This is a genomic window from Nonomuraea sp. NPDC049421 (assembly GCF_040677005.1).
In the GTDB taxonomy this organism is placed as follows: domain Bacteria; phylum Actinomycetota; class Actinomycetes; order Streptosporangiales; family Streptosporangiaceae; genus Nonomuraea; species Nonomuraea salmonea.
Genome location: NZ_JBFAQA010000004.1, coordinates 310,320 through 334,528, shown reverse-complemented (window position 1 = coordinate 334,528; position 24,209 = coordinate 310,320). Strand labels below are relative to the sequence as shown.

At 70.3% G+C, this 24,209-nt stretch carries 25 protein-coding genes; 14 read left to right on the top strand and 11 right to left on the bottom strand.

Annotated features, from left to right (window positions below):
• Window positions 1-7 precede the first annotated feature (7 nt).
• Window positions 8-1,138 (top strand): alpha/beta hydrolase, encoded by a 1,131-nt coding sequence (locus AB0K18_RS09860; RefSeq protein WP_364912470.1) that lies wholly within the window; start codon window positions 8-10, stop codon window positions 1,136-1,138.
• Between the two features lie 16 nt (window positions 1,139-1,154).
• Here AB0K18_RS09860 and AB0K18_RS09855 read toward each other — a convergent pair whose 3' ends face one another.
• Window positions 1,155-1,775: a helix-turn-helix domain-containing protein gene (locus AB0K18_RS09855; protein WP_364912468.1), complete on the bottom strand. Its 621-nt coding sequence runs from the start codon at window positions 1,773-1,775 to the stop codon at window positions 1,155-1,157.
• A 114-nt stretch (window positions 1,776-1,889) separates the two neighbouring features.
• Here AB0K18_RS09855 and AB0K18_RS09850 point away from each other — a divergent pair, with 114 nt between their 5' ends.
• The 5 genes from AB0K18_RS09850 to AB0K18_RS09830 all read left to right on the top strand — a co-directional run bounded on the left by AB0K18_RS09850 (window position 1,890) and on the right by AB0K18_RS09830 (window position 5,203).
• Complete coding sequence (locus AB0K18_RS09850) at window positions 1,890-2,516, top strand: NAD(P)H-dependent oxidoreductase (protein ID WP_364912465.1); 627 nt, start codon at window positions 1,890-1,892, stop codon at window positions 2,514-2,516.
• A gap of 111 nt (window positions 2,517-2,627) precedes the next feature.
• Window positions 2,628-3,212, top strand: a complete 585-nt coding sequence (locus AB0K18_RS09845) for an EF-hand domain-containing protein (RefSeq protein ID WP_364912462.1) — start codon at window positions 2,628-2,630, stop codon at window positions 3,210-3,212.
• A 3-nt stretch (window positions 3,213-3,215) separates the two neighbouring features.
• Complete coding sequence (locus tag AB0K18_RS09840) at window positions 3,216-4,505, top strand: aldehyde dehydrogenase family protein (RefSeq protein WP_364912460.1); 1,290 nt, start codon at window positions 3,216-3,218, stop codon at window positions 4,503-4,505.
• Entirely contained in the window at window positions 4,502-4,816 is a 315-nt protein-coding gene (locus AB0K18_RS09835; protein WP_364912457.1) for a hypothetical protein, read from the top strand. Before AB0K18_RS09840 ends, AB0K18_RS09835 begins: the two co-directional genes overlap by 4 nt.
• Window positions 4,817-4,942: 126 nt before the next feature.
• Window positions 4,943-5,203, top strand: a complete 261-nt coding sequence (locus tag AB0K18_RS09830) for an NAD(P)H-binding protein (RefSeq protein ID WP_364912454.1) — start codon at window positions 4,943-4,945, stop codon at window positions 5,201-5,203.
• 4 nt (window positions 5,204-5,207) lie between these two features.
• Here the strand turns inward: AB0K18_RS09830 and AB0K18_RS09825 are convergent, their stop codons facing one another.
• On the bottom strand, window positions 5,208-5,834 hold the full coding sequence (locus AB0K18_RS09825) for a TetR/AcrR family transcriptional regulator (protein WP_364912451.1): 627 nt from the start codon (window positions 5,832-5,834) through the stop codon (window positions 5,208-5,210).
• A 91-nt stretch (window positions 5,835-5,925) separates the two neighbouring features.
• Between AB0K18_RS09825 and AB0K18_RS09820 the strand changes: the two genes are divergently transcribed.
• Window positions 5,926-7,131, top strand: a complete 1,206-nt coding sequence (locus tag AB0K18_RS09820; protein ID WP_364912449.1) for a cytochrome P450 — start codon at window positions 5,926-5,928, stop codon at window positions 7,129-7,131.
• Window positions 7,132-7,240: 109 nt separating this feature from the next.
• A complete protein-coding gene (locus AB0K18_RS09815) occupies window positions 7,241-8,062 on the top strand; it encodes a DUF6081 family protein (RefSeq protein ID WP_364912447.1) in 822 nt (273 codons plus the stop codon).
• A 192-nt stretch (window positions 8,063-8,254) separates the two neighbouring features.
• On the opposite strand, the gene sigJ is transcribed toward AB0K18_RS09815, so the two are convergent.
• From sigJ to AB0K18_RS09800, 3 genes are all read right to left on the bottom strand, one after another.
• Window positions 8,255-9,223, bottom strand: coding sequence for an RNA polymerase sigma factor SigJ (gene sigJ / locus AB0K18_RS09810; protein ID WP_364912445.1), 969 nt, complete (start codon window positions 9,221-9,223; stop codon window positions 8,255-8,257).
• Between the two features lie 82 nt (window positions 9,224-9,305).
• Window positions 9,306-10,040 (bottom strand): NAD(P)H-binding protein, encoded by a 735-nt coding sequence (locus tag AB0K18_RS09805; RefSeq protein WP_364912442.1) that lies wholly within the window; start codon window positions 10,038-10,040, stop codon window positions 9,306-9,308.
• A gap of 220 nt (window positions 10,041-10,260) precedes the next feature.
• Window positions 10,261-12,981: a cation-transporting P-type ATPase gene (locus tag AB0K18_RS09800; RefSeq protein WP_364912439.1), complete on the bottom strand. Its 2,721-nt coding sequence runs from the start codon at window positions 12,979-12,981 to the stop codon at window positions 10,261-10,263.
• Window positions 12,982-13,131: 150 nt separating this feature from the next.
• Here AB0K18_RS09800 and AB0K18_RS09795 point away from each other — a divergent pair, with 150 nt between their 5' ends.
• Window positions 13,132-13,284: a hypothetical protein gene (locus tag AB0K18_RS09795; RefSeq protein WP_364912437.1), complete on the top strand. Its 153-nt coding sequence runs from the start codon at window positions 13,132-13,134 to the stop codon at window positions 13,282-13,284.
• Window positions 13,285-13,529: 245 nt separating this feature from the next.
• Here the strand turns inward: AB0K18_RS09795 and AB0K18_RS09790 are convergent, their stop codons facing one another.
• The 4 genes from AB0K18_RS09790 to AB0K18_RS09775 form a co-directional block, all read right to left on the bottom strand.
• Complete coding sequence (locus tag AB0K18_RS09790) at window positions 13,530-14,372, bottom strand: universal stress protein (RefSeq protein ID WP_364912434.1); 843 nt, start codon at window positions 14,370-14,372, stop codon at window positions 13,530-13,532.
• Between the two features lie 49 nt (window positions 14,373-14,421).
• On the bottom strand, window positions 14,422-15,327 hold the full coding sequence (locus AB0K18_RS09785; protein WP_364912431.1) for a universal stress protein: 906 nt from the start codon (window positions 15,325-15,327) through the stop codon (window positions 14,422-14,424).
• Window positions 15,328-15,391: 64 nt separating this feature from the next.
• Window positions 15,392-18,112: a formate dehydrogenase subunit alpha gene (gene fdhF, locus AB0K18_RS09780; protein WP_364912428.1), complete on the bottom strand. Its 2,721-nt coding sequence runs from the start codon at window positions 18,110-18,112 to the stop codon at window positions 15,392-15,394.
• Window positions 18,109-19,782, bottom strand: coding sequence for an NAD(P)H-dependent oxidoreductase subunit E (locus AB0K18_RS09775; RefSeq protein ID WP_364912425.1), 1,674 nt, complete (start codon window positions 19,780-19,782; stop codon window positions 18,109-18,111). The genes fdhF and AB0K18_RS09775 overlap by 4 nt, the downstream gene beginning before the upstream one ends.
• Before the next feature lie 160 nt (window positions 19,783-19,942).
• On the opposite strand from AB0K18_RS09775, the gene AB0K18_RS09770 reads away from it, so the two are divergent.
• The 4 genes from AB0K18_RS09770 to AB0K18_RS09755 all read left to right on the top strand — a co-directional run bounded on the left by AB0K18_RS09770 (window position 19,943) and on the right by AB0K18_RS09755 (window position 22,073).
• On the top strand, window positions 19,943-20,191 hold the full coding sequence (locus AB0K18_RS09770; RefSeq protein WP_364912423.1) for an alpha/beta hydrolase fold domain-containing protein: 249 nt from the start codon (window positions 19,943-19,945) through the stop codon (window positions 20,189-20,191).
• A gap of 52 nt (window positions 20,192-20,243) precedes the next feature.
• Window positions 20,244-20,597, top strand: a complete 354-nt coding sequence (locus tag AB0K18_RS09765) for a hypothetical protein (protein WP_364912420.1) — start codon at window positions 20,244-20,246, stop codon at window positions 20,595-20,597.
• Window positions 20,598-20,694: 97 nt separating this feature from the next.
• Window positions 20,695-21,012, top strand: coding sequence for a hypothetical protein (locus tag AB0K18_RS09760; protein ID WP_364912418.1), 318 nt, complete (start codon window positions 20,695-20,697; stop codon window positions 21,010-21,012).
• A 275-nt stretch (window positions 21,013-21,287) separates the two neighbouring features.
• Window positions 21,288-22,073 carry a GNAT family N-acetyltransferase gene (locus tag AB0K18_RS09755; protein WP_364912415.1) on the top strand — a complete coding sequence of 262 codons (786 nt, stop codon included), beginning with the start codon at window positions 21,288-21,290 and terminating at the stop codon, window positions 22,071-22,073.
• A 36-nt stretch (window positions 22,074-22,109) separates the two neighbouring features.
• Here AB0K18_RS09755 and AB0K18_RS09750 read toward each other — a convergent pair whose 3' ends face one another.
• A complete protein-coding gene (locus tag AB0K18_RS09750; protein ID WP_364912412.1) occupies window positions 22,110-22,559 on the bottom strand; it encodes a MarR family transcriptional regulator in 450 nt (149 codons plus the stop codon).
• A 125-nt stretch (window positions 22,560-22,684) separates the two neighbouring features.
• Between AB0K18_RS09750 and AB0K18_RS09745 the strand changes: the two genes are divergently transcribed.
• Window positions 22,685-23,683 carry an NAD-dependent epimerase/dehydratase family protein gene (locus AB0K18_RS09745; protein ID WP_364912408.1) on the top strand — a complete coding sequence of 333 codons (999 nt, stop codon included), beginning with the start codon at window positions 22,685-22,687 and terminating at the stop codon, window positions 23,681-23,683.
• On the opposite strand, the gene AB0K18_RS09740 is transcribed toward AB0K18_RS09745, so the two are convergent.
• Window positions 23,617-24,138 (bottom strand): hypothetical protein, encoded by a 522-nt coding sequence (locus AB0K18_RS09740; protein ID WP_364912405.1) that lies wholly within the window; start codon window positions 24,136-24,138, stop codon window positions 23,617-23,619. The two genes, AB0K18_RS09745 and AB0K18_RS09740, sit on opposite strands and share 67 nt — an antisense overlap.
• Between the last annotated feature and the right edge of the window lie 71 nt (window positions 24,139-24,209).

The following is a 24,209-nucleotide window of genomic DNA, read 5'->3' as shown; positions in this document are numbered from 1 at the left end:
CCTTCCCATGAGACCTCTCCTGGCCGTCGCCGCGGGACTGGCCGTCCTCACCGCCTGCTCCCCGCCCGCCCCGCCCCGCTCCGCCGCACCCTCGCCCGCCCCGACAGGCCCCGCCACCCTGCCCGCCCCGACGGGCCCCCACCCGGTCGGCACCACCGCACTCCACCTCAAGGACACCTCCCGCCCCGACCCCTGGAATCTCGACGCGAACGCCAGGGAACTCAAGGTCACGCTGTGGTACCCGGCCGCGCGCAAGAGCGGCCCGCCGGCGCCTTACATGACGCAGAAGGAAGCGGAGCTCCTGCTGGCCGGAAAGCGGATCGCGGGCGTCCCGGCCAACACCCTGAGCAGCACACGAACGCACGCCGTCAAGGACGCTCGACCCACCGGACGCAAGTTCCCGCTGGTGGTGCTCTCGCCCGGCTTCACCAACCCCGTCAGCACGCTCACCTCCCTCGCCGAGGACCTGGCCGGCAGGGGGTACGTGGTGGCCGGCATCGACCACCCCTACGAGAGCCACGCCACGACCCTGGCCGACGGGCGCATCGCCGAATGCCTCGCCTGCGACAGCGACAACGACCCGGGCTTCGGTACGGGTGCCGTCGCCGTCAGGGCGGCCGACGTCTCCTTCGTCCTCGACCACCTGCCCGCGAAGTGGGCAAAGATCGACCGCTCCAAGATCGCCATGGTGGGCCAGTCGCTGGGCGGGGCGAGCGCCCTGGCGGCCATGGTCGAGGACCCCCGGGTACGGGCCGGCATCGACATGGACGGCACCACCTACGCCCGCATCCCTCGAAGCGGGCTATCCCGCCCGTTCATGTTCCTGGGCTCGGCCCAGCATGTCCCCGGAGGCCCGGACACCTCGTGGGAGCGCGACTGGAAGCTGCTGACCGGCTGGAAACGCTGGATCGTCCTGACCGGCGCCGACCACCAGTCCTTCACCGACTCCCCGCTGCTGGCGAGCGCCCTCGGCCTCAAGCCGGCGTACGGCGCGCTGCCCGGGGCCCGTGCCGCCGAGCTGACCCGCACGTACGTGGCGGCCTTCCTGGACCAGCACCTGAAGTCCCAGTCCCAGCCTCTCCTGGACGAACCCCGCGACCCCGAGGCCAAGCTCTGCCCCACGGCCTGCGGCCAGTGACGGAAGGTGGCGGACGTCAGGTCGTCGCGAGGCGGCGGCTGATCGCTACGACCGCGGCGGTGAGATCGGGCAGGGACCGGTTCTCGTCCCGGCGCCAGTGGCGGACCTGCTCGGCGGTCAGGGCCGCGAGCAGCGTGTCGGCACGGATCTGAGGATCCGGGACGCCGGCGGCGGTGAGCAGGATCGCACAGTGCTGCTGCCACAACCGGTGCGAGCCCGTACGGAGCCGCGCCCCGGCGCTCGCGGTCTGGGACAGCGTCACGAGGTCGAGGTGGGCGTCGACGTAGGCGAGGTAGGCGGCGGCGAAGGCGGCGAGCCGGTCGGCGGGTGGCGCACCCGGGCCCAGCGGGGGCGGCCCGCTCAGCATCGCGGTCTGCAGTTCGGACTCGCGTTCGTCGAGGAGCGCCGCCGCGAGGCCGGACTTGTCGCCGAAGCGCCGGTAGAGCGTGCCCTTGCCGACACCGGCGGCCGCGGCGACGTCGTCCATGCTCACGGCGGCCACCCCAAGGGTGTCGAACAGCCGCTCCGCTGCGGCGAGCACCTTCATCCGGTTGCGAGCCGCGTCCGCCCGCTCCTGCGGCACCCCGCCGGACAACAGGGGCAGATCCCTCCGATGCGATGCGACGGCGTCGTTCATGGGTCCGACTGTAGTCCAGTTCAGAGCCCGGTGGTTGACGTAAGCGGACTCCAGTCCGTATATTCTCGGCCAACAAGCGGACTGCAGTCCGTATTCACTTCTGGAGGTAATCCCATGAGCAAGCTGCTGCACATCTCCGCCTCGCCGCGTGGCGAGGCGTCGGAGTCGCTGCGGATCGCACGGGTGTTCACGGAGGCGTACCAGGACTCCCACGCCGGCGATGAGGTCGAGCGCTGGGATCTGTGGGACGGCTCGCTGCCGGACTTCGCCGTCGGCGCCAGGGCGAAGATGACGGTGTTCGGCGGCAACGAGCCGCGGGGCGCCGAAGCCGAAGCCTGGGCGAGGGCGCGGCAGGCGTTCGAAAGGTTCGACTCCGCGGACCGGCTGCTGTTCAGCGTGCCGATGTGGAACGCGTCGGTGCCGTACGTGCTCAAGCAGTTCATCGACGTGGTCAGCCAGCCGGGCTGGATCTTCACGATCGACCCCGTGACCGGCTACGGCCATCAGCTCGCGGGACGCGGCAAGAGGGTCGCCGTGATCTACACGAGCGCGGTCTGGGGGCCGCGGCTCGGCCCGGAGTTCGGCGCCGACCATCAGTCGACGTTCTTCGGCGACTGGCTGCGCTGGACCGGCCTGACCGACATCCAGGAGGTACGGTTCCACCCCACCCTCACCGGCGACTGGGACGACGCGCGCTGCGCCGCCGATGCGCGAGCCAGAGACATCGCCAAGGTTTTCTGATCACTCAAGGGGCTCCTGACTGGGCGGAGACACCAGCGTCACCATGGGTTCCACTCTCAGTGACGATAAGAATACTGAGAGTGTACGGCTGGTTGTCCTCAGGTAACCGGCGTGAGCATCGCCGACGGAAGGCAGGACATGCAGACCCTGGAGCTGATGACCCGTAAGATCGACACCTGTTTCGGGCATCTCGACGTCGACGGCAACGGCACGGTCGACCGGGACGACCTGCTCGGACTCGGCTCGCGCCTGGTCGCCCAGTTCGGCGAGTCGCCGACCTCGCCGAAGGCGACCGCCATGGCCGCCGGGATGGTCCGGTTCTGGGAGGCGCTGTGCTCGGCCGCCGATGTCGACGGAGACGGACGGCTCACTCCTCAGGAGTACCGGACGGGCATGACGCGAGCGTTCGTCGAGGATCCCACCGGCTTCGACCGGGCGTTCCTGCCCATGGCCGAGGCGTTGTGCGGGCTCCTGGACACCGATGGAGACGGCACGGTGAGCCGTCCGGAGTTCGCCGCGTTTCACCAGGTCATGCGCACCTCCGTGGAGAACGCCGACCTGGCCTTCAGCAAGCTGGACACCGACTGCGGCGGCTCCCTGAGCGTGACCGAACTGCTGGCCGCCATGCGCGACTACTACAGCAACCCCGACGAGAGCGCCGACGCGCTCGGCCACTGGCTGTTCGGGAGGGTTTAGGGCGTGCTGCGCAGCTACCGGTCGCTGGTCGGGGGCCGCCCGGCGGACGGCGTCGGATGGGTGCATTGGGTACGGGTCGGCGACATGCTCGAGGCGCCGTACGACATGGCGGCGCTGAAAGCGACGCTGGACACCGGCGAGGCCGGCCCCGACGCGCTCACCCACCCGTCCCTGGTCGGCAGGGTCGCCTTGAGCGGCCCCGGCCAGCGGCGGCAGGCTCTGGCTGCCGCCCGCGCGCATCAGCCGGCCTGGGGCAGGCTCCCGCCGGCCGGGCGCGTGGGCCTCGTGACCGCCTTTCACCAGGTGCTGCGCGCCCGGCAGGATGAGCTGCTGGACCTTCTGGTCGCGGAGGGCCATCCGGTACGCGTCGCGCGGATGGAGATCGCCACCATGCTGGCGGCGGTGCACCCCGCAACGGTCACCGTCGCGGCCGGGTTGATGAGCTGCGACCACCGGGTCAACGGGCGCAGGGTCGAGCTGGTACGCAAGCCGGACGGCGTGGTCGGCCTGATCCCGGCCCGCAACGCCGCCGCCGCGACCCTGGTGTTCTCCGCGGTGATGACCTTGGCGGCGGGCAACGCGGTCGTGGTCGATCTGCCGCCCAGCGCGCCGCTCAGCGCGGCGTTCGTCTGCCATGAGCTGATCGCGCCCTTGCTGGCCGGCCATGACCGGGTGTTCAGCGCGTTGTGCGCTCCCGTGCGGGAGGTGGTGCCGGAGTGGCTGGCCAGCCCGGACCTCGACGACATCTACTACTTCGGCCCGTCCGATCGGGGGCTGGAGCTGGCCGCGGAGTGCTTGCGGCACGGTAAGAAGCCGGTTCTGGAACTGTCGGCGAACGACACCGTGGTGGTGTGGCGGGACGCTCGCGTGGACCTGGCGATCACGGCCATGCTGGAGGCCTTCTACGCCTCCGGGCAGATCTGCCTGACCCCCAACCGCGCCGTGCTGCACCCCGAGATCGCCGACGAGGCGCTCAAAGGACTGCAGAGGGAGATCGAACGGCTGCCCGTGGGACGCCCGGAGCGTCCTGACGTCATCCTCGGCCCGGTGGTCCGGCGCGCGGAGTTCACCGAGGTCGTCGCGGAGGCGGTCGGTGCGGGCGCGACGCTGGTGACCGGCGGGGAGTTCGTCGACGTCCACGGAGTGCCGCGCGCGCGAGGGCCGTTCATCCGGCCCGCCCTGCTGAAGGTGGACGGACTGGAGCAGGCACGAACGCTGCGCGCGGCACGCGAGGAGACCTTCTGCCCCTTGCTGACCGCGGTGATCGCCGACCCTCCCATATCGCCGACGTGATCGCCTTCCTCAACGCCAACCGCTACGGGCTGCGCAACTCCCTGTGGGCCGCCGATCCCGCCGTCATCGCCGCCTTCGCGATGGAGGTGCGCAACGGGGGCACCTTGAAGGTCAACGACAGCCACCTCGGCCCCGTCCCGCTGCTGCCCGTCGACGGCGGCACCGGGCGCACCGGCGGTCCCGGCGGCGAGGCCAGCCTGCCGATGCTGCGTACCACTCATCTGCAAGGGATCAGCACCGCGATGGACGTGCCGGACGACCTGCTCTTCGACTACTCCGCCGCGGTGGCGGACGGTCCGCCCGTGGTGTGACGCGGCAGCCGGCTGTCACAGGCGACCCGGCCATCTCGTCCTGAAGGAGAGGTGCTCACCCCTGGGAGGCACACGCCTCCGGCTGTGGGCGGGCACCACGACTTCACGTACGGAAGGACCCTGGTCATGCGTATCGCAGTCTTCGGTGCCAACGGCCCCACCGGCCGGCTCCTCACCGGCCAGGCGCTCGCCGCCGGACACCTCGTCGCCGCGATCACCCGGCAGCCGCGCTCGTTTCCCCTGCGCCACGAACGGCTCGGCGTCATCGGCGCCGACGTGCTCGATCCCGAGGCCGTCGACGCCGCCGTGGCGGAGCGGGACATCACCACGGTCGACGACCCCACGTTCCTCCGGTGGTTCCGCCGCGAGGCGTTCGCCGAGAACTGACGGGTCACTCCCGGCGCTCGCGATGGGCGGCCAGGAGCGGAAGGAACACCTGGTCGGTGACGGCGACCAGGTCGGCGTCGGACGGCCGGACCCCGAAGACCACGAAGTCGTCCCGCAGCAGGCTCATCGGCAGCGTGATCACACGTCGCGGCCAGGGTCCTGGCGGGATCTGGCCGCGCTCGGCCGCGCGCTCCAGAACGGTGGACACGGCGTCCGACAGGGCCGAACCGGCGATGAGGTCACGCAGCCGCTGTTCCAGCCGCGGATCGTGCACCGTGTCCGCGATCAGTCCGGTGACCGTGTCGCGGCTGGTGCCGGCGAGGGTGGCCCGCGCCTGGCGCAACAGGGCCAGGACGTCGTCGCGCAGATCGCCGGTGTCGGAGACCGGCACGTTCGCGAACCGCCTCCCCAGCGTGTCGAGCACCAGCTCGGCCAGGCTGCTCCAGCGGCGGTACAGGACGGGTTTGCTGGTGCCGGCCCGGCTCGCGATGCCGCTCATCGTGGACTTCGCGTACCCCCGTTCGGCCAGCTCGTCGCGGACCGCGTCCATGATGGCGTCTTCGAGCGCGGCGCCCCGGCGGCGCGACATGGTCTCGGCGGTGGACGGGTCCGTCCTCGGTGTGTTCGGCATCACGGCTCCCCAAGAAACCTTGCGTTTCTTGATCGCCGAGCTTATCGTCTGGACAAGAAACCAAGGGTTTCTTATTTCGAGAGGTGACATCATGACGAGCTCCACCGCTCAGACCGCCCCCGCATACCCGATGCCCCGCTCGTGCCCGTTCGGCCCGCCGCCGCAGTACGAACACCTCAGGCGGGAGGCGCCGATCTCGCGGGTGACCCTGCAGGACGGCACGCAGGCGTGGCTGATCACCGGGCACGCACTCGCGCGGGCGTTCCTGGCCAGCGACAAGATCAGCTCCAACCGCGCGAACCCCGGTTTCCCGCAGCTGGTGCCCGGGGTGGCCTCGGTGCCGCTGAAGGGGACGATCGTGGCCATGGACCCGCCGGAGCACTCACGGCACCGGCGCATGGTCACCAACGAGTTCACGGTCAGGCGGGTCAAGCAGATGCGGCCCGAGATCCAGCGCATCACCGACCGGGCCATCGACGAGATGCTGGCGGGACCGCGGCCGGCCGATCTGGTGGAGTTCGTGTCGCTCCCGGTGCCCTCGCTGGTGATCTGCGAACTGCTGGGAGTGCCGTACGCCGACCGCGGCCGGTTCCAGAGCAGGACCACGATCATCCTCAGCCGCAACTCGACGAGCGAGCAGCGACGCGACACCGCCTTGTGGTTGCGCGGGTACATCAGCGACCTGGTCGCGGGGAAGGAGGCCAGCCCCGGCGACGACCTGCTGAGCCGGCTGATCGCGAAATATCGCGACATCGACGCCTATGACCGCGAAACCCTGACAGGGCTCGGTCTCCTGCTGCTGGTCGGAGGCCACGAGACCACCGCCAACATGATCTCGCTGAGCGTGGCCTCGCTGCTGGACGATCCCCGCCTCCTGGCCGGGTTGCGGGAGCGGCCCGAGCAGACCCCGCAACTGGTGGAAGAGCTGCTGCGCTTCCACTCCATCGTCGACAACGCCACCTCCCGGGTAGTCGTCGAGGACTTCGAACTGGACGGCATCGCCTTCCGCGCCGGCGACGGCGTCATCGTGGCGGCCGCGGCCGCCGGCCACGACCCGGACGTGTTCGCGCGGCCGGACCGGATCGACGTCGACCGCGGCGCCCGCCACCATCTGGCCTTCGGCTTCGGCATCCACCAGTGCCTCGGTCAGAACCTGGCCCGGCTGGAGCTGGAGATCGTGCTGAACACGCTGTTCGCCCGCGTACCGACCCTCGCACTGGCGGAGCCCGTGGAGCGCCTGCCGTTCAAGACCGACGCGCTCGTCTACGGCATCCACCGCCTGCCGGTGACCTGGTGACCGGCGACTCTCCGGCGACGCCCTCGCCATTTTCCGCTGCCGCAGGGTGTTGCTGCCTTTCCGAAAGCCACCCGGTCACGCGGCAGATGCCGGATTGACCCGAAGGACCATGGCGTCCATCGAACAAAGCAATGCTGATCCTGGCGACGAAGAGGAGGCTGATCATGGCGAGGCGCCCTGCCCGATCCGCTCGGAGGTGGAAGCAGTGACACAGGCGGATCGCGATGATTTCGTGACCTATGACGAGTTCAAAGGGCCGGACCTGGACCCCGCTCTGTGGAGGACGGTCAGCCTGCCGATCCCAACGGGCGGCGAGCATACCGCGCAGGATCCGAACACAGAGGTGGCCGTCGGCGGTGGTGTGGTACGGGTGAGGATCCCCCGCTTCTCGGTGTCGAGCGAAACGTTCCAGCCCGCCGACAGTGCCAAGTACTTCAAGCTCACGACGCGGCAGTTCGAGCTGCCGCCGGATCGCCCGGTCACGTTCGCTACCGACATGGCGGTCAAGAACATCGGCGGGGACCCTGGCGACTATCGGCTGGGCATGGCCGACTTCCAGGTCACCGACCTCAGGTCCGTGTTCAGCATCGCGGGGACCGCTACCCGCGTGTTCGCGATGCACGAGCACCTCATGGGAACGGACGATCCGTTCGTGCACGTGGTCGAGTCGCCGTATGAGGACTTCGACGAAGACTTCACCCGGCTGCGGGAGTGCGAGATCACATTCGATCGGGCCGGCTCGACCGTGGTCTGGCGGGTGGATGGTCACCAGGTGTACAAGATCTACGGCGCCGCCATCCCCGAGCGCATGGCCGTCGCGATCGGGATCTGGACGCAGCTGCCGATCCGGGACGGTCGCAGCCGTTCGCTCCGTGGGCAGGGCCTCGATGCACGCTGGGGCCGATTCCGGGTACGCGGGGCCGATGCCTGAGACACCTGCCTGGAATGGCCCGCGCATCGCGGTGCCGCCCAAGAAAGAGGTGACCTCGGCCAAGGTGCAGACAAACCTGTGGCAGCAGCCCGATCTGAACCGCCCCGAGTTGGCGCCGCCAATACCACCACCTGTGGCGATGGCTGCGCGACCGGCGCATCACACCGCCGGCTTACCAGAAGAGATGACCTGTCAGTCGAGTGGCCAATACGTCAGCTTCATTGGGTTGAGCATCAACCACACGTTCGTGACGCACTCATCACCGACGTCGAAGGTGATGAGGCCGTTTCGATGTCCTTCGTTTCGAATGAGGTAACCGAGACCGTCAGCTGTATCGCGTCGCTCAAGACGGAGGGCGGGCTGCTTGCGCAGCACTCCCATGAACCACCGGGCTACGTGATCCGACCCACGGATGACCTGAGGTGCGGCATTGACGAAGCCGCCGCCGTCTATTCGTAGTTCGACGTCTGGAGCCAGCAAGTGGAGCAGATCCTTGATGTCCCCGCCGACAGTCGCATCCCGGAATGCCCGAACGACGTCATCATGCTGGCGTGGAGAGACCTGTGCGCGTCTTCCTCGTCGAACGTGGCGGCGTGCGGACGTCGCCAATTGCCTTGTTGCTGCGGCTGAACGACCTACGACACCAGCGATCTCGTCGTACGGGACCCCGAACACATCATGCAGCACGAACGTCACTCGCTCTGCCGGGGTCATGGCCTCGAGGACCGTCAGCAAAGCCATGCTGACGGCATCATCGAGGGTGACCCGTTCGAGCGGATCAGCGGCGAACTGACTGGAATCCGGTGGCGCCTTCGCGGTGCCTGCGAAAAGGTCAGCTGGAACCGGCTCCGGCAGCCATTGCCCGACGTACGTCTCCCGCCGTGCGCGCGCGGAACCCAGCAGATCGAGTGAGATGCGGCTCGCAACTCGCATCAGCCATGCCGCAGGTGCGGCGATCTCGTCGCGCTCCTCGGGTTCGAGGCGGTACCACCTCGCATATGTCTCCTGCACGACGTCCTCGGCGTCGGCCAAAGTGCCCATCATGCGAAACGCCAGCGACAGCAGACGATGTCGCTCCGCCATGACCGAGCCGAGAGCCCGTGATTCATCACGGTCGGCTCCTCCGAACTCCGCTGGTTCGGCAGGAGTGTCCTCCGGCATGAGGCAACCTTTCCCATTGGAGCGCAGCACGCCTGACCTACGTGCCGGCGGTCAGACGTTCCCGCTTTCTTCATCATCGCATTCAGGCGGTGGGGATCCCTGCGATCGGGTACCGCACGCTGCCCGTCCGGTACGCGCCGCGCGGAACCATCGCATCGAGGGGCTCCTGTCCGTCCACGGTCACCACCTCACGATGGTCTCCGCGATGGGCCAGAGTGGCACGGAAGAGGTCGTCGTGGTAGAAGCGGTCGGGTCCAGCGATCTCGACCGCACTTCCCGGCTCCAGCGTCGTGACAGCCTCGGCGAGCAGATCGACGACTTCGTCCAGATCGACGGGCTGGATGAATGTCCTCGGAGCGAGCACCTTTCCGTCCGCGGTGTGCTGGTCGATGAGGACGGGAATGTAGCTGTGGAACTGAGTGGCCCGAATGATGGTGGCGGGGATCGAAGCGGATCGTACGGCCTTCTCCTGCGCCACTTTGCCGAGGTAGTAGCCGACCTCAGATGCGTCCCCTTCTCCGACGCCGACGATGGAGAGCACGATGTGATGACGCACACCCGCCCGTTTGCCCTCCGCGGTCAGGTTGTCGATCGTTCCCTCGAAGAACGAGATCGCCCCCTCCGCATCGAAGCGGGGGGTGTTGAGGACGTTCACGATGGTGTCGACTCCGACCAGAGCCTCGGCGAGCCCCTTGCCAGAGATCACATCGATTCCGTCCTCAAGCCCTCCTGGGACCACCTCGATGCCCTTGGCCTCCAGGTCGTCGGCGAGGCGGGACCCTACACGGCCGCGCCCACCAGCGATGAAAACCTTCATTTCCGCACTCCGTTCCGGGGCACTGGTCGCTGCCCTCACCAACATGACGACGCAGGCCGGACAAATGTGAGGTTGCCGAGCAGGGTGCTCAGGCGTCGCGCACGAGAAGGTTCTTCGCGGACGGGTTGGTCGGCATCAGGGCGCTGCGGAACCGTCTGCGCCAGTTGTCGGCCGTGCGGAGGGAGTGTTCGGACGGAAAGCCCTGCGCGGTTGACGGCGGTCAGCGCTCGTGCCGGCGCAGCAACCAGCGACGCGCCTCGTCCGCCCCCCAGACGATCAGCGGGAAGGGCGCGGCGAAGGCCAGCATGCCGGGCGTCAGAGCGGCGGTGCCCAGCAGCGCCTGGAACGGCGGGGTGTAGATCAGCACGGCGGCCAGCAGCAGCTCGAAGGCGATGCCCCACAGCAGCAGGGGGTTGGAGAGGACGCCGACCGAGCGAAGGGAGGCTCGGTCGGTCCGGGCCGCGAAGGCCGTGCCGATCTGGCCGGTGAGCATGCCGAAGAAGGTCATCGTGGTGGCCTGGAGGTAGGCGTGGTGGAGAGGGCTGCCAGGACCGGTGGGCGCACCTGGACGCCACCCGGCCTGCAACAGCACGAAGAAGAACCCGCTCATGGACAGGACAGCGCAGATCACGCCGAGGAACAGCCACGCTCGCAGCAGCATCGACGCACGGATGACGTTTTCTGAGCGTCTGCGCGGCGGGCGCCGCATGAGTCCGGGCTCGGCCGGCTCGCGGCCGAGCGCCAACGCGGGCAGCGTTTCCGTGCCCACGTCGAAGGCCAGGAGCTGTAGCACTGTGAGCGGCAAGGGCACGGCGCCTCCGGCGAGAGCGAACACCAGGAGCGGGACGATCTCGGGCGTGGTGTGGGCGAAGATGTAGCAGATGAATTTGCGGATGTTGTCGTAGGCCTGGCGGCCCGACCGGACCGCGGCGACGATGGTGGCGAAATTGTCGTCGGTCAGCACCATTGTGGCGGCCTCCCTCGCCACGTCGGTGCCCGTGCGGCCCATCGCCACGCCGATGTCCGCCCGGCGGAGCGCCGGAGCGTCGTTGACCCCGTCGCCGGTCATCGCCACCACGTGTCCCTCGGCGCGCAAGGCGTCGGTGATGCGTAGTTTGGCCTCGGGTGAGCTGCGCGCGAAGACGACCTGGCGGTGCTCCCGCAGCAACGCGTCCAGCTCGTCCTCGCTCATGCGGTCGAGCCGCTCACCGGAGACGACGACGGGATCGTCGCCGACGATCCCCACCTGCCGGGCGATCGCCGCCGCGGTCAGGGCATGGTCACCGGTGACCACGATGACGCGTATCCCGGCCGCGTGGCAGTGCGCCACCGCCTCGGCGACCTCCGGGCGCGGCGGATCGTGCATCGCCACCAGGCCGAGCAGCGTCAGGTCGCGTTCGACGTCCTCACGGCGTCGAGGCGCGGGTTCGTGAGCGCCGAGAGGGCGGGTGGCGACGGCGAGCACCCGCAGGCCCTGCCGGGCTTGCTGATCGACGACCCGCTCGACGTCGCGCCGCCGCTCAGAGGAGAGAGGCAGTGTCCGGCCGCCTTCCATGACGGCCTCGCACAGCGGCAGGACCGCCTCGGGGGCTCCCTTGGTGTCCACCCACACCCCGCCGTCGCGGTCATCGACGGTCGACATCCGCTTCAGCACGGGGTCGAAATGGAACTGGCGCAACCGCGTGCCCTTCCGGCGGGTGTACCCGGCGGGGGTCAGCAGTTCCGCCGCCCCGAGCATCGCGACCTCGGTCGGGTCCCCGTGCAGGGTGCCGCGATCGTCACGCTGGACGTTGTTGCAGGCCGAGATGACGGCGGTCAGGTCGCCGAGGGCTCTGTCGCCGGTCCGCGCGTCCCCGGCGTTCTCGGGGTCGTAGGTCCCGGCCGTGGTCCAGACCGTCGTGACCCGCATGCGGTTCTCCGTGAGCGTTCCCGTCTTGTCGGTGCAGATCACGCTCGTCGAACCCAGCGTCTCCACCGCGCTCAGCCGCTTCACCACCGCCCCCCGCCGTACGAGGCCCCGTACACCGAGGGCCAGCGCCAGCGTGATGACCGGCAACAGTCCCTCGGGCACGTTCCCCACGAGCAGACCCACCGCGAACACCACCGCGTCCGGCAGCGGCAGGTGGGCGCCGAAGGTCGCCAGCGGGATGAACGCCGCTCCTGTGGCCACCGCGATCACCGCGATGAGCCACGCCACTTTGCGGACCTGACGCTCGAGCGGGCTCTCCTCGCGCTCCACACGTTCCGACAACGCCGCGATCCGCCCGAGCTCGGTACGCATCCCGCTGGCGAAGATCACCCCACATGCCTGGCCCTCGGTGCACATCGTGCCCGAGAACACCAGGTCACGAGCCTGCAGCAGGGGCACCTGCGTGTCCACCGACTCCGCGGAGCGGAACACCGGCACGGCCTCGCCGGTGAGCATCGACAGATCCACCTCGATGCCGCCGTCGATGAGCCGGGCGTCGGCGGAGATGCGGTCGCCCTCCTCCAGCAGGAGCACGTCCCCAGGAACCAGTCCGGAGGCCGGTATCGTCTGCGGTCGCCCGTCCCGCAGGACTCTGGCCTGGACCGGAAGGTACGCGGCCAGTGCCTCGACCGCACGTTCGGCCTGGATCTCCTGTGCGAAGGCGAAGGCGGCGTTGATCAGGATCACGATCACGATCGCCACGGCCACCGTCGTGATCCCCGCCGTCCCGGCCAGCGCAGCGGCCACCCACAGCAGCAGCGCCAGCGGGTGCGTGAACTGCCGGGCCAGCTCACGCGGCCAGCGCCGGCCGCCACGGCGGCGCAGCTCGTTCGGGCCGTAGTGGATCAGGCGCCGGGCCGCCTCGCGTGAGGACAGCCCTGAACGGCTGCTGCGCAGGTCACGCAGCAGTAGATCCAACCGTTCGGTCGGATCGACCTGTTGTGCCGAAGGCGGCTCCTCTGCCTGGCTCATCCGTCGCCCCAGTGTCGCGCGGCCGGTGCCCTGGCGTTCTCCCGATGACGGGCCGGGCGAGGTCGGCTGATCGTCGGGTGACACCTCACAGGGATGAGTGCCCGCAGGTAAGAGGGCGAAGACCTTCGTCGCGCCAAGAAGCGGCAGTGGATGGCGAAGGCTCTGCCCTGGGAGATCGGCTTCCGGCAGCCGAGGCTGAACGTGAAGACACCTGGAGGGACCAGCGACATGGATCGCATCGTGCTCGGCTCCCGAGGGCTGAGCGCGCTGCCGCGGGCGGTGGTCGGCTCGGTGGCGGGGTAACTCGCCGCCCACGCCGCGTGCCCCCTGACCGTCGTACGCGGCCCCGGCCCGCTGCCGAAGGCCACGCGACCAGGCCCGAACGTCCTGGCCGACAACGAGCCGGCCACCCTCGTCGTCGTCGGCCGGCCGCGAGGGGTGCCGTTCGGGGCGGCGAGCTCCCTCCCGCAGCATGCGCCGTGTCCCGTCGCGGTCGTGCCGTGAACTTCTGAGCAGGCCGTACGGCTCAGTGCCCCGCTCGTCGCTTTTCAGCGAGCTTCGTGGGCGCCCCCAGGAGGAGGTACCACGGCCACCGGGCACACCGCATGGTGGAGCACGCCATGACTGACCGAGCCCAGCATCGCGGTGGTGAACCCGCCCAGCCCGCGCGAGCCCACCACGACGAGGTCGGCCGTGGAGGAGGCGTTCCGCAGGACGGCCACGGGATGGTCGCAGACCTGATCGTCGAGGATCCGCACGTCAGGGTTTCCTTCCCGCCACGGCACGACCTGCTCGGCGGCCGCGCGCGCGTTCTGCTCGAAGCCCTCGCTGAGCACCCTGTAGGCGGTGGCGTACGAGGACAGGATCGGCGGCCGCCAGGCGTAGAGCACGAGGAGCTCCGCTTCCTGGGCGCGTGCCTGCGCCAGGGCGTACTCCATGGCAGCCTGGGACTGCCCTCCGTCGTAGCCGACCACGATTCTGCCGTGCCGCACCGTGGCGGCCTCGCGGACGACGACGACCGGGCTCGCGGCGTGCCCGGCCAGCGCGAGGCTGGTGGAGCCGAGCACCATTCCGGCGAAGCCGCCCAGCCCTCTGCTGCCCAGCACCAAGCTGTCGGCTCCCGCCGACTCCGTCACCAGGTCCTCCATCACCGGGCCCGCGAGGATCTCCGTGCCGACCTCCACGCCCGGAGCCAGGCCGCGGGCCCGGTCCGCCGCCGATTCCAGCATCCCGGCACAGTACTCGGCCGTCCCCGCGTCGCGGGCCCATTGCTCACACACGTGCACCAGGCGCAGCGCCAGCGAGCGTCTGCGGGCGTCAGCCGCGGCCCACTCGACCGCCGCCATCGAGGGCGGGGAGCCGTCCACGCCCGCCACGATCCGTCCAGTCATCTCTTTCGTCTCCCCTCAGCCCTTCACCTACCGCCGCCCGGCTTGCCGCTCATCCGGGCGGCAGTCGTGGGTTCAGCACCTCGGCGGGGGTCATCGCGACCGGGCACCAGGCTTGGAGCAGCGCGGTCTGGGCGACCGGGCCGAGCAGCAGGCAGGCGGGAGCTCCGTTCCCCCGATTGCCGACGACGAGGAGCCTGGCGTCCTTCGACGAGTCGACCAGGACCCGCTGGGGGCGTTCGGTCACGAACTCGGTGAATACCGTCACCTCGGGGCGTCTGGCGGCCAGGTGGGAGACGACCTCCCTGAACCGGGCCTCCGCGCCCCTGCGCAGAGCGTTGGAGTCGACGAAGGGGAGCGGATCCGGCCAGGACGCCGACCCGCAGTCGGACCAGCAGCACAGGGCCGTCACGGTGCCGCCGCGCAACGCCGCCTCGTCCAGCGCGAAGTCCAGGGCCGCCAGGCTGGGCGGCGAGCCGTCGAGGCCGACGACGACGCGGACATCCTGACTGACGGATGGCCGGAGGGACGGACGTACAACGACGACGGGCCTGGCGCTGTGCGCGGGCACCTGCACGGCGGCCGATCCCACCTGAAGCCCGTCGAACCCGCCCTGCCCACGGGATCCGAGCACCGTCAGCTCCGCCCCGCGCCCCACCTCCAGCAGCACCGCCGCGGGCGTGCCTCTGCCCAGGACCGGCTGGACGTCCACCTCCGGAGCCAGCTCCTTGGCGCGGCGCACACCCTCGTCGACGACACTGAGGGCGACCTGCTCGATCTGGGTGAGGACCTCCTCGGCGACCGGCCTCGGAGCGTAGGGCCAGTGCAGGGCGTGGCAGACCAGCACGGGCAGCCTCCGCAACCGCGCCTCCTCGACCGCCCAGCGCAGCGCGTCACGGCTCTCGGGCGAGTCGTCGTAACCGACCAGGATGGGCCGGTCGGCCTGGTCATCGCGCACCGCAGCCTCCTGGACGAGGAATCATCCTGCCGGTTGAGCCTTCCCGTCCCTCCTGGGATGAGCCTCACCGACCGGGAAACTCTTGGTCTGTCTCGCTTGCCCTGGCTTTTCCGCCGACGGGCTCCAGCCGCACCGCCGTGACCTTGTACTCCGGGCATGACGTCGCGTCGTCGCCTTGGCCGGAGGTGAGGGCGTTGACCCCGCTGGTGGGGAAGTGGAAGGCGCAGAACACCTGGCCCGGGGTCATGTCGTCGCTGACCTGGACGGTCAGGTGCGCCACGCCGTGGCGGCTGCGCACAGTGACGCGATCTCCGTCGCCCAGGCGGTGGCGGGCCGCGTCGACGGGATGGACGTCGAGCCGGTCGGTGGAGTCGAGCAGGAGGTTGTCCGTACGCCGGGTCATGCCGCCGGAGTTGTAGTGCGCCCAGCGCCGCCCCGTGACCAGGACCAGTGGGTAGCGGTCGTCGGGTTCCTCGCCGGGCGGCAGGTACGGCACCGCGCCGAGGTGCGCCAGCCCGTCCGGGGTGGCGAACCGTTCCCGGTAGAGCGAGGACTCGCCGGCCCGGTCCGGACGGCGGCACGGCCAGGGGACGGCCCCTTCCCGGTCGAGCCGTTCGTGCGAGAGACCCGCGAAGACGGGGGCCAGCCGGCCGCACTCGGCCAGGGCCTCGGCGGGCGTGGCACATGCGAGGTCGGCGCCGAGCGCCGCGGCGACCGCGTGGATGATCTCGAAGTCGGGCCGCGCTGCCCCCGGCGGTGCGAGCGCGGCCCGTACCCGCTGGAAGCGGCGGTCGAAGTTGACGAACGTGCCGTCCTTCTCCAGCCAGGACGCGGCGGGGAACACGACGTCGGCCCTGCGCGCGGTTTCCGACAGGAACAGCTCGTCGCAGATCACCAGCGGGCAGCTCTCCAGGGCCTGGACGACCTGGTTGCTGTCAGGATCGGTGGCGCACACGTCCTCTCCGAGGATCCACAGGGCGCGCAGCTCTCCGGAGCGGGCGGCGGCGAACATCTCCGGGATCCGCAGACCGGGCCGGGGCGGGACGGGCACGCCCCAGACGCGCTCCGCGCGGAGGCGGGCGTCGGCGTCGGTCACCTTGCCGTACCCGGGCAGGAAGTCCGGCAGCGCCCCCATGTCGGACGCGCCCTGCACATTGTTCTGGCCGCGCAGCGGGTTCACGCCGAAACCCCGCCCGGTTCCGACTGCTCCGCGAAGGATCGCCAGGTTGGACAGGGCGCGTACGCCGTCCGTGCCGTGCAGGTGCTCGGTGACGCCCAGCCCGTAGAGGATCGCCGGTCTCTCCGCCAGGCCAAACAGGCGCGCGGCGGCGACGACATCGGCGGCGGGCACGCCGGTGACGGCGGCCGTACGCTCGGGGGAGTAGTCGACCAGCAGCGCGGTGAGCTCGGGCAGACCGGCCGACCGCTCGCGCAGGAACTCCTCGTCGATCAGGCCCTCGGCCAGCATCACGTGGGCCATCGCGTGGAAGAGGGCTACGTTGGTGCCGGGGCGGGGACGCAGGTGGACGTCGGCATGGCGGGCCAGGCCCACAGCGCGCGGGTCGGCGACGACGAGCCGCGTCCCCCGCAGCACGCGCTGGAGCAGCCGCGCGCCGACCACGGGATGTGCCTCGACCGGATTGGCGCCCACCAACAGGAAGCAGTCGGCGCTCTCCACGTCCTCGAAGGGGTCGGTCCCACCCGGCAGGCCGAACGCCGCGGTCAGGCCGGCCGCCGACGGGGCGTGGCACAGCCGTGAGCAGTTGTCGACGCTGTTGGTGCCGATCACCGTGCGCATGAACTTCTGCAGCAGATAGTTCTCCTCGTTGGTGGCCCTGGCCGAGGAGATCGCCGCCACCGCGCCGGGGCCGCCCGCCGCGACCGCCGCGCGCAGCCCCCGGGCCACGTATTCGAGGGCTTCCTCCCAGGTCACCGGTTCCAGGCGGCCGTCGCGGCGCAGCAGCGGCCGGGTGAGCCGGTCGGGCGAGCGGAGGAAGCCGTGGGCGAAGCGGCCTTTGACGCAGGCGTGGCCGCGGTTGACGGGACCGTCGCGGGCGGGCAGCACGGCGGTCACCGAATCGCCGCTGGTGAGCACGTCCAGGGAGCAGCCGACCCCGCAGTAGCCGCAGGTGGTGCGGGTACCCGGCAGCTCCGGTGCCCGGTCGCCGCCGGACAGGCCGGGTTCGGTGAGCGCGCCTGTGGGGCAGGTGTCGACGCAGCCGCCGCAGGCGACGCAGTCGGACTCCACCCACGGCCCTCCCGTGCCGGGCGCGACCACCGTGTCGGAGCCACGTCCGACCAGGGTGAGGGCGAAGGTGCCCTGGACCTCGGCGCACATTCGCACGCACCGGCCGCAGGCGATGCACAGGTCCCGGTCGAGGCGGACGTACGGGTGGCTGTCGTCACGGCCCCGGCCGCCGGCCCCCCGGGCCGTGTCCGGCGCGATGCCGAGGTCGCGGCAGACCCTGGCCAGCTCGCTGCGGCCGTGCTCGTCGTCCAGGGCGCGCGGCGGCAGGACCGAGACGATGACTTCCACGGCCTCGCGGCGCAGGGCGCGCAGATCGTCGGCGTCGACTTCGATCGGGGCGTCCTCGGCTGCCGGAGTCACGCACGCGGCGACCACCTTGCCGCCGGCCCTCACCAGACAGGCGCGGCAGGAGCCGGCCGGAGTCAGGCGGTCGTCGTGGCACAGGGTGGGCAAGCCGATCCCGGCCGCGCGCACGGCATCGAGGACCGAGGCGTCCTCGGCCACGTGCGCGGTCGTTGCGCCGACTCGTACTCTCATCCGTCCCACCCCGCGAGCCGGTCGCCGAAGGCGCGGACGAGGCTGTGCACGGCCGCCGGGACGCGCCGCCCGAAGGCGCACAGACTGGCCTCACCCATGACGCGGAGCAGCCGCTCGTATTCCTCGCCGGGCTGCCCGGCCTGGACGATCTCCAGGCCGCGCCGCGACCCGACCCGGCAGGGCGAGCAGGCCCCGCAGCTTTCGGCGGCGGCGAACTCCCACACGTGGCGCAGCACGTCCGCGGGGTCGATCCGCTGGTCGAAGGCGACGAGCCCGGCATGTCCGAGCGCTGCTCCGCGAGCGGCCAGATCCGTCTCCGACAGCGGCACGTCCAGCTGATCGGCGGCGAGGAAGCCGCCGAGAGGACCGCCGACCTGGACGACGGTCAGGTCCGAGCCCTCGCGCAGGCCGCCGCCGAGCTCCTCGACGATCCTGAGCACGGGCGTACCGAGCTCGACCTCGTAGCAGCCGGGCCGGGCGAAGCGCTCGGACAGGCAGACGAGCTTGGTGCCGGTCTCCGACGGCGTGCCGCGTGCGGCGTAGGCGTTCCCGCCGTGCTCGACGATCCAGGGGATCGCCGCCAGCGTCTCGACGTTGTTCACGACGGTGGGGGCGTCCCACAGGCCGTGCTGTGTCGGGTACGGCGGGCGTGGCCGGGCGCAGCCGCGCTCGCCTTCGAGCCCTGATATGAGGGCGGTCTCCTCACCGGCCACGTAGGAGCCGGAACCCTCGACCACCTCGATGTCGAGATCGACGTCTGTGCCGTGGACGCGCCGTCCGAGATGGCCGTCGGCACGGGCCCGCTCGACCGCCATCCGCATGGTGGCCAGCGCGCGCGGATACTCCGACCGGACCAGCACCACGCCGCGGCTGCCTCCGCAAGCGAAGCAGGCCAGCGCCAGCCCCTCCAGCACCCGCCCCGGATCCGCCTCCATCAGCAGCCGGTCGGCATAGGAGCCCGGATCACCCTCGTCGCCGTTGGCGACCACCACCGTGCCGGGCGAGCGTCCGGCGGCGGCCCATTTGGCGGCGACGGGGAATCCGGCCCCGCCGCGCCCGCGCAGCCCGGAGGCCGCCACCTCGCCGAGAACCCGCTCAGGAGCCCCGGCGCGCAGAACGGCGAGCCACGTCCGCCAGGCGTCCCGGCCCTCGACGACGCCCGCCAGTACGACGGGAGCGCCGGTGGCGTCGGCGGCGGGGATCGGCGGATCGCAGGGGAGCGCCTGGCCGGTGAGCTGGTCGGCGAGCGTCGGCCCCGTGCACGGCGTGTCACCGTTGAGGCAGGCGGGGCCGGCGTAGCAGTAGCCGAGGCACCGGACGCCCTGCAGGGAGACCTCCCCGTCCGTGGTGACGTGATCGATGGCGACGTCCAGCGCGTGTTCGACCTCGCTGACGTGCTCACCCGCCCGAGCGGCGAAGCAGGCCGCCGCGGTGCAGACCCGTACGTGCCGCCGGCCATGCGGGGCGGCCAGGTCGGCGTAGAAGGTGGCCGGCCCGAGCACCGAGGCCGCGGGCAGCCCGAACCGCGATGCCGTTTCGGGAGCCCACGTCTCGACGGGTGCGTGCCCGGCCGCGGCTTCCTCGGTGAGGGCGTCGAGCAGTCGGACCCCGGGACGGCCGCGACGGTCCGCCAGGGCGCGGAACGCGTCGAACCGGCTGTGAGCACCCACGTTCCTCTACATGCACCTTTGGCCCTGGCCGCCACACCCCTGCGAGGATCAGATTTGGGCAAGGAACCGTCCACGGTCGTGCTGAGTGGTTTCTCATTACCCGTGTCTTGATGTCGCCGCGCGCCCGAGTTTCCGTTCCCGACGCCGCTCGAGGACGCCTATGCCGCGCTGCGCTGGCGATCCTGGCCCGCGAGCGGGGCGGCTGCCGCCCGCCTACATCGAGGTGGGCCAGCTCGACGTCTTCCGCGACGAGGACCTCGCGTACGCGGCCAAACTCAGCCGCGCGGGCGTCCCGGTCGAGTTTCACCTGCATCCCGGAGCGCCGCACGAGTTCGACTCGATCGCCTTCAAGGCCGGCGTCGCGCGGCGCGCCGTCGCCGACCGCGTCCGCGTCCTCAGGTCCCTGTAGAACCGGTCGTCACCAGGACCGACCGAGCCGACCACCCCAGGAGAAGATCACGATGATCCCCGACGGCGGCGGCCCGCCGCCGCACCATTTCCGCAACGTCTCGGGCGCGCCGGCCCGGATGCTCTGCATGTGCACACCGGCCGGGCAGGACGAGTACTTCATGCGCATCGGCGACGTGGTGGCGGGCAAGGACGCGCCCCGCCTCAGCTGTCACCGGACGACCTCGCCGAACGCCGCCGCCGCGCGGCGGAACTGGCCCCGGCCTGCCGCAGCGAATTCCTGTGACCACTGCGACGATCGGTTTCACGGGGCGATTCGGTCGCCGCGATCGACGGCACAAAAACAGCTCGCTGACAGACCATTTTCGTTCCGGACTATAAAACAATACCTTGCGGTCGGTCCGTAAGATCACCCGCCGAAAAATGCATCCCACTTTCTATGGATATCCACCAAAGCTGTGGCTACCATCAAGCGGTGATGATCGACACCGAAGGAGGTAGCTGATGGGCCACATCAAGGAGTTAGCCGTTTCGGCGGCAGCGGTGGCCGGGATCGCCGCCGTGACGGCTCTCGTGTCACCGGCTTCCCCTGCTCAGGCGGCGACCTGCAGCACTGACGCGCAGATCGGCACTCCCGGCGGCACCGGCTGGGCGCTGTGCAGCGGCACCGGAGTAACTCAGACGCGGGTCGTGCTCTTCTGCCAGAACAGCAGTGGTGGCTACACCACGCTGTTCGGCCCATGGGTTGCCAATTCCGTCAAATCAAATGCGAAATGCAGCAGCACCTCGTGGCCGATCTCGGTCGGATATCAAACGCTCTGAGCCGCCGCGGGTTCACCTGATTCCGGCTCAATAATGAACCGGCTGTTCCAGGGTCCTTGCACCTCTTCACGTTCTGATCGCCGGTTGCCGTCCAGGTTCTTGCCCTTTTCAGCGAGCCGCCATGGCTCCATCAGCCACGTGCGCGACCGGTGCCCGGCCTGCGAGGGACGGGCACCGAGGGGGAGGTGTCACTGAGATCATCCGCTGCCGGTGTGGAGGGGCGACGGAGTAGGTTCTCGTCTGTGAGTGATATTCGGCTTCTCAGCCTGGAGGACTTGCCTCTGTGCCAGCGGCTCGAAAGCGATCGCGGGTGGTCCACCGACGAGGCGAAGTGGCGGCTGATGTTCGAGGTGGGCGAGGTGTACGCCGTCGATGCGGCCGACGGTGACGGTCTGGCGGGGTGCGTCGTGGTGACCTGCTACGGCGACTCGCTGGCCGGTGTCGGCATGATGCTCGTCGCCGGCAGGTACGGCAGGCAGGGGCTGGGTACGCGGCTGATGGAGCACGCCCTGCAGGTGTCCGGGGATCGTGTCGTGGAGTTGACCGCGACCCGTTTCGGGCGTCCCGTTTACGAGCGGCTGGGCTTCCGCCCTGTTGGCAGCCTCACGATCACCATGGGTCCGATGCGGGGGACGGCGTGCTCGCCGCGTGTTCGCGTGGCGACACCGGAGGACCACGCCGCGCTGCTGAAGCTGGATGCGGAGGTCACCGGGGCCGACCGGAGCAAGGCGCTGACCGGGCTGCTGGCCAGGGCCGAGCGGACGGTCGTCACCGACGGCGGCTTCGCCGTGGCCTGGAACGCCGGACCTCACCGGGTCATCGGCCCCGTCGTCTCGCCCTCGGAAGAAGCGGCCCGCGAGCTGATCCTGGCAGCCGCGCACGGCGCCGACCGCGACGTGCGCATCGACCTGCTGGACGCCTACCCGCGCCTGCGCCCGTGGCTCACCGAACTCGGGCCCGTCCAAGGCCCCGCGGCTCTGCCGACGATGGTCTACGGTGACCGCCGAGCACCGGGCGACCGCGGGCGATACGTCGCGCCGATCCTCATCTCGATGGGCTGACCGGCCTTCGAACCAGCCCCCGCCTGGTACGCCCGCTCAGTCGCTCGACGGCGCCTCCTCGGCGCTGAGGGTTCGCAAGATGTCGACCAGGGTCGACAGCTGCTCTTCGGTGAGCGGCTTGAAGAGCTCTTCCGCCGCCCGTTCATAGCCGGCCGTCCAGTCCTGCGCCAGTGCGGCTCCTTCTGCTGTCACGTGGAGGAGCACGGAGCGGCGGTCGTCCGCGCTGGCCTGGCGTTCGAGTAGGCCGTCGCGGACGAGCGCGTCTACCAGGGTGGAGGCGGTGCCCTGCGCGATGCCGACCGCGAGGGCGAGTTCGGTGAGACGGACGGGCTGCGAACGCGCCACCTCCACCACCAGGCGGGACCTCGGCGTCGACACCCCGTGCTCGCCCAGACGCTCGTTGAAGTGACGCACGAGAACCTTCGCCGTACGGCTGAACTCGTCGGCGACCTGTGCGGCGCTCACGCTCTTCTTCGCGTGCGGCATCGTCCACCTCCCCTTGACGCACCCATCGTACGAGAGGTTACATTGACGCCAATACATCTACGTCAAACTATTTGAGGCCGATGTATCAGCGCGATCAACCGCGATCAACCACGAGGAGTGGAAGCATGAAGGTCTTCGTCACTGGGGGCAGCGGTTTCGTCGGCGGCGTTGTCGTCCGTCGCCTCATCGCCGAAGGACATGAGGTCATGGCACTCGCCCGATCGGAGTCGAGCGTTCAGCGCGTACGTGCGGCCGGAGCCGAGCCCGTTCCCGGCGATCTCACCGACCTCGGACAGGACGGCTCACCGGCGCCGAACTGGGTCGCCAGGCTGCGTGAGGGCGACGCGGTCGTGCACGTCGCGGCGCACATGGAGTTCTGGGGGCCCGACTCGCTCTTCGAGCAGGCCAACCACGTGCCGACGGTCGCCCTGCACGCCGCGAGCGTCGCGGCCGGGGTGCGACGGTTCGTGCTCGTCAGCGCCGCATCCGTCTCCACGGGGAGTCAACGTCGTCCCGTCGTCGACGAGTCGACGCCGGAGGGCCGGCCGAACGTCGCCTACAGCCGGGTCAAGCTGGCCACCGAGCGCGCACTCCTGCAAGCCTCCGGTGGGAACACCGAACTGGTGGTGCTCCGCCCGCCGTTCATCTGGGGTCGCGGGATGGCGACGATCAACGACATGGCCGAGGTCGCCGAGGCCGGACGGTTCGCCTGGATCGACCATGGCAGGCACATCGTCGACTTCGTCCACGTCGAGAACCTGGCCGCCGCCACGCTCCTCGCCCTCACGCGGGGCCGCCACGGTGGGGTCTATTACGTGACGGACGGTACGCCGATGCCCATCCGGGACTTCCTCCCCCCCTTGCTGGCGACCCGCGGCGTGGACCTGTCCAAGAGCCGCAGCGTCCCCTTGGCGATGGCGGTGCCCATTGCGGCGCTGGTGGACCGTACGGCCCGCCTGCTCCGGCGCAAGTCGGCGCCGCCGCTGACGAACTGGCTCGTGAGCTTCACCGGCCGCGACCGTTCCTACGACATCACCGCCGCGCGGCGAGAGCTGGGCTACTCACCTGACATGACCCTGGAGAGGGGCCTGGCGGAGATGAAACTTCTCGTGACTCCTTCCTGAGGCCTGTGGTCGATGAGGCGGGACATCACAGGCAGGTGGACGGATCGCGCCTTGACTGGCTTCGCCACGCCATGACGGTGATGGTCACGCCGGTCCGGTGGTCCGGTCGTGACGCCGCCCGGGAAGTGTTGGTCCGGCTGCGGATGCTGTACCCGCAGCTCGCCCTCGTCTGAGGCGGCAGCGCTTGCGCCGGGACATTGGCCCGCCGCTTCCTGCACCTTGCCCGGCATCGTCGCCATGGCGTGCAGCGGCCGGCTCCAGAAGGTCAGCACCGCGGTTTGACCGCCGAGGGTCCATTCGTCGGAGCTGCTGCGCGTCGCGAAGTAGCTGGTGCCGGGCTCGGCTTGCAGGAAGTCGGCGAAAGGGTGATTGACGGACACGAGCAGTCGGCCGCCGGGCACCAGCACGCGCCGCAGCTCGGCCAGCGGTGCCGTCCAGCCCTCCAGCGTGTCCATGCCCACCTGGGTGCACAGGCCGTGACCGCCGGCGTTAAACGCCGAGGTCACAGGGGTAGAGCTAGGCACCT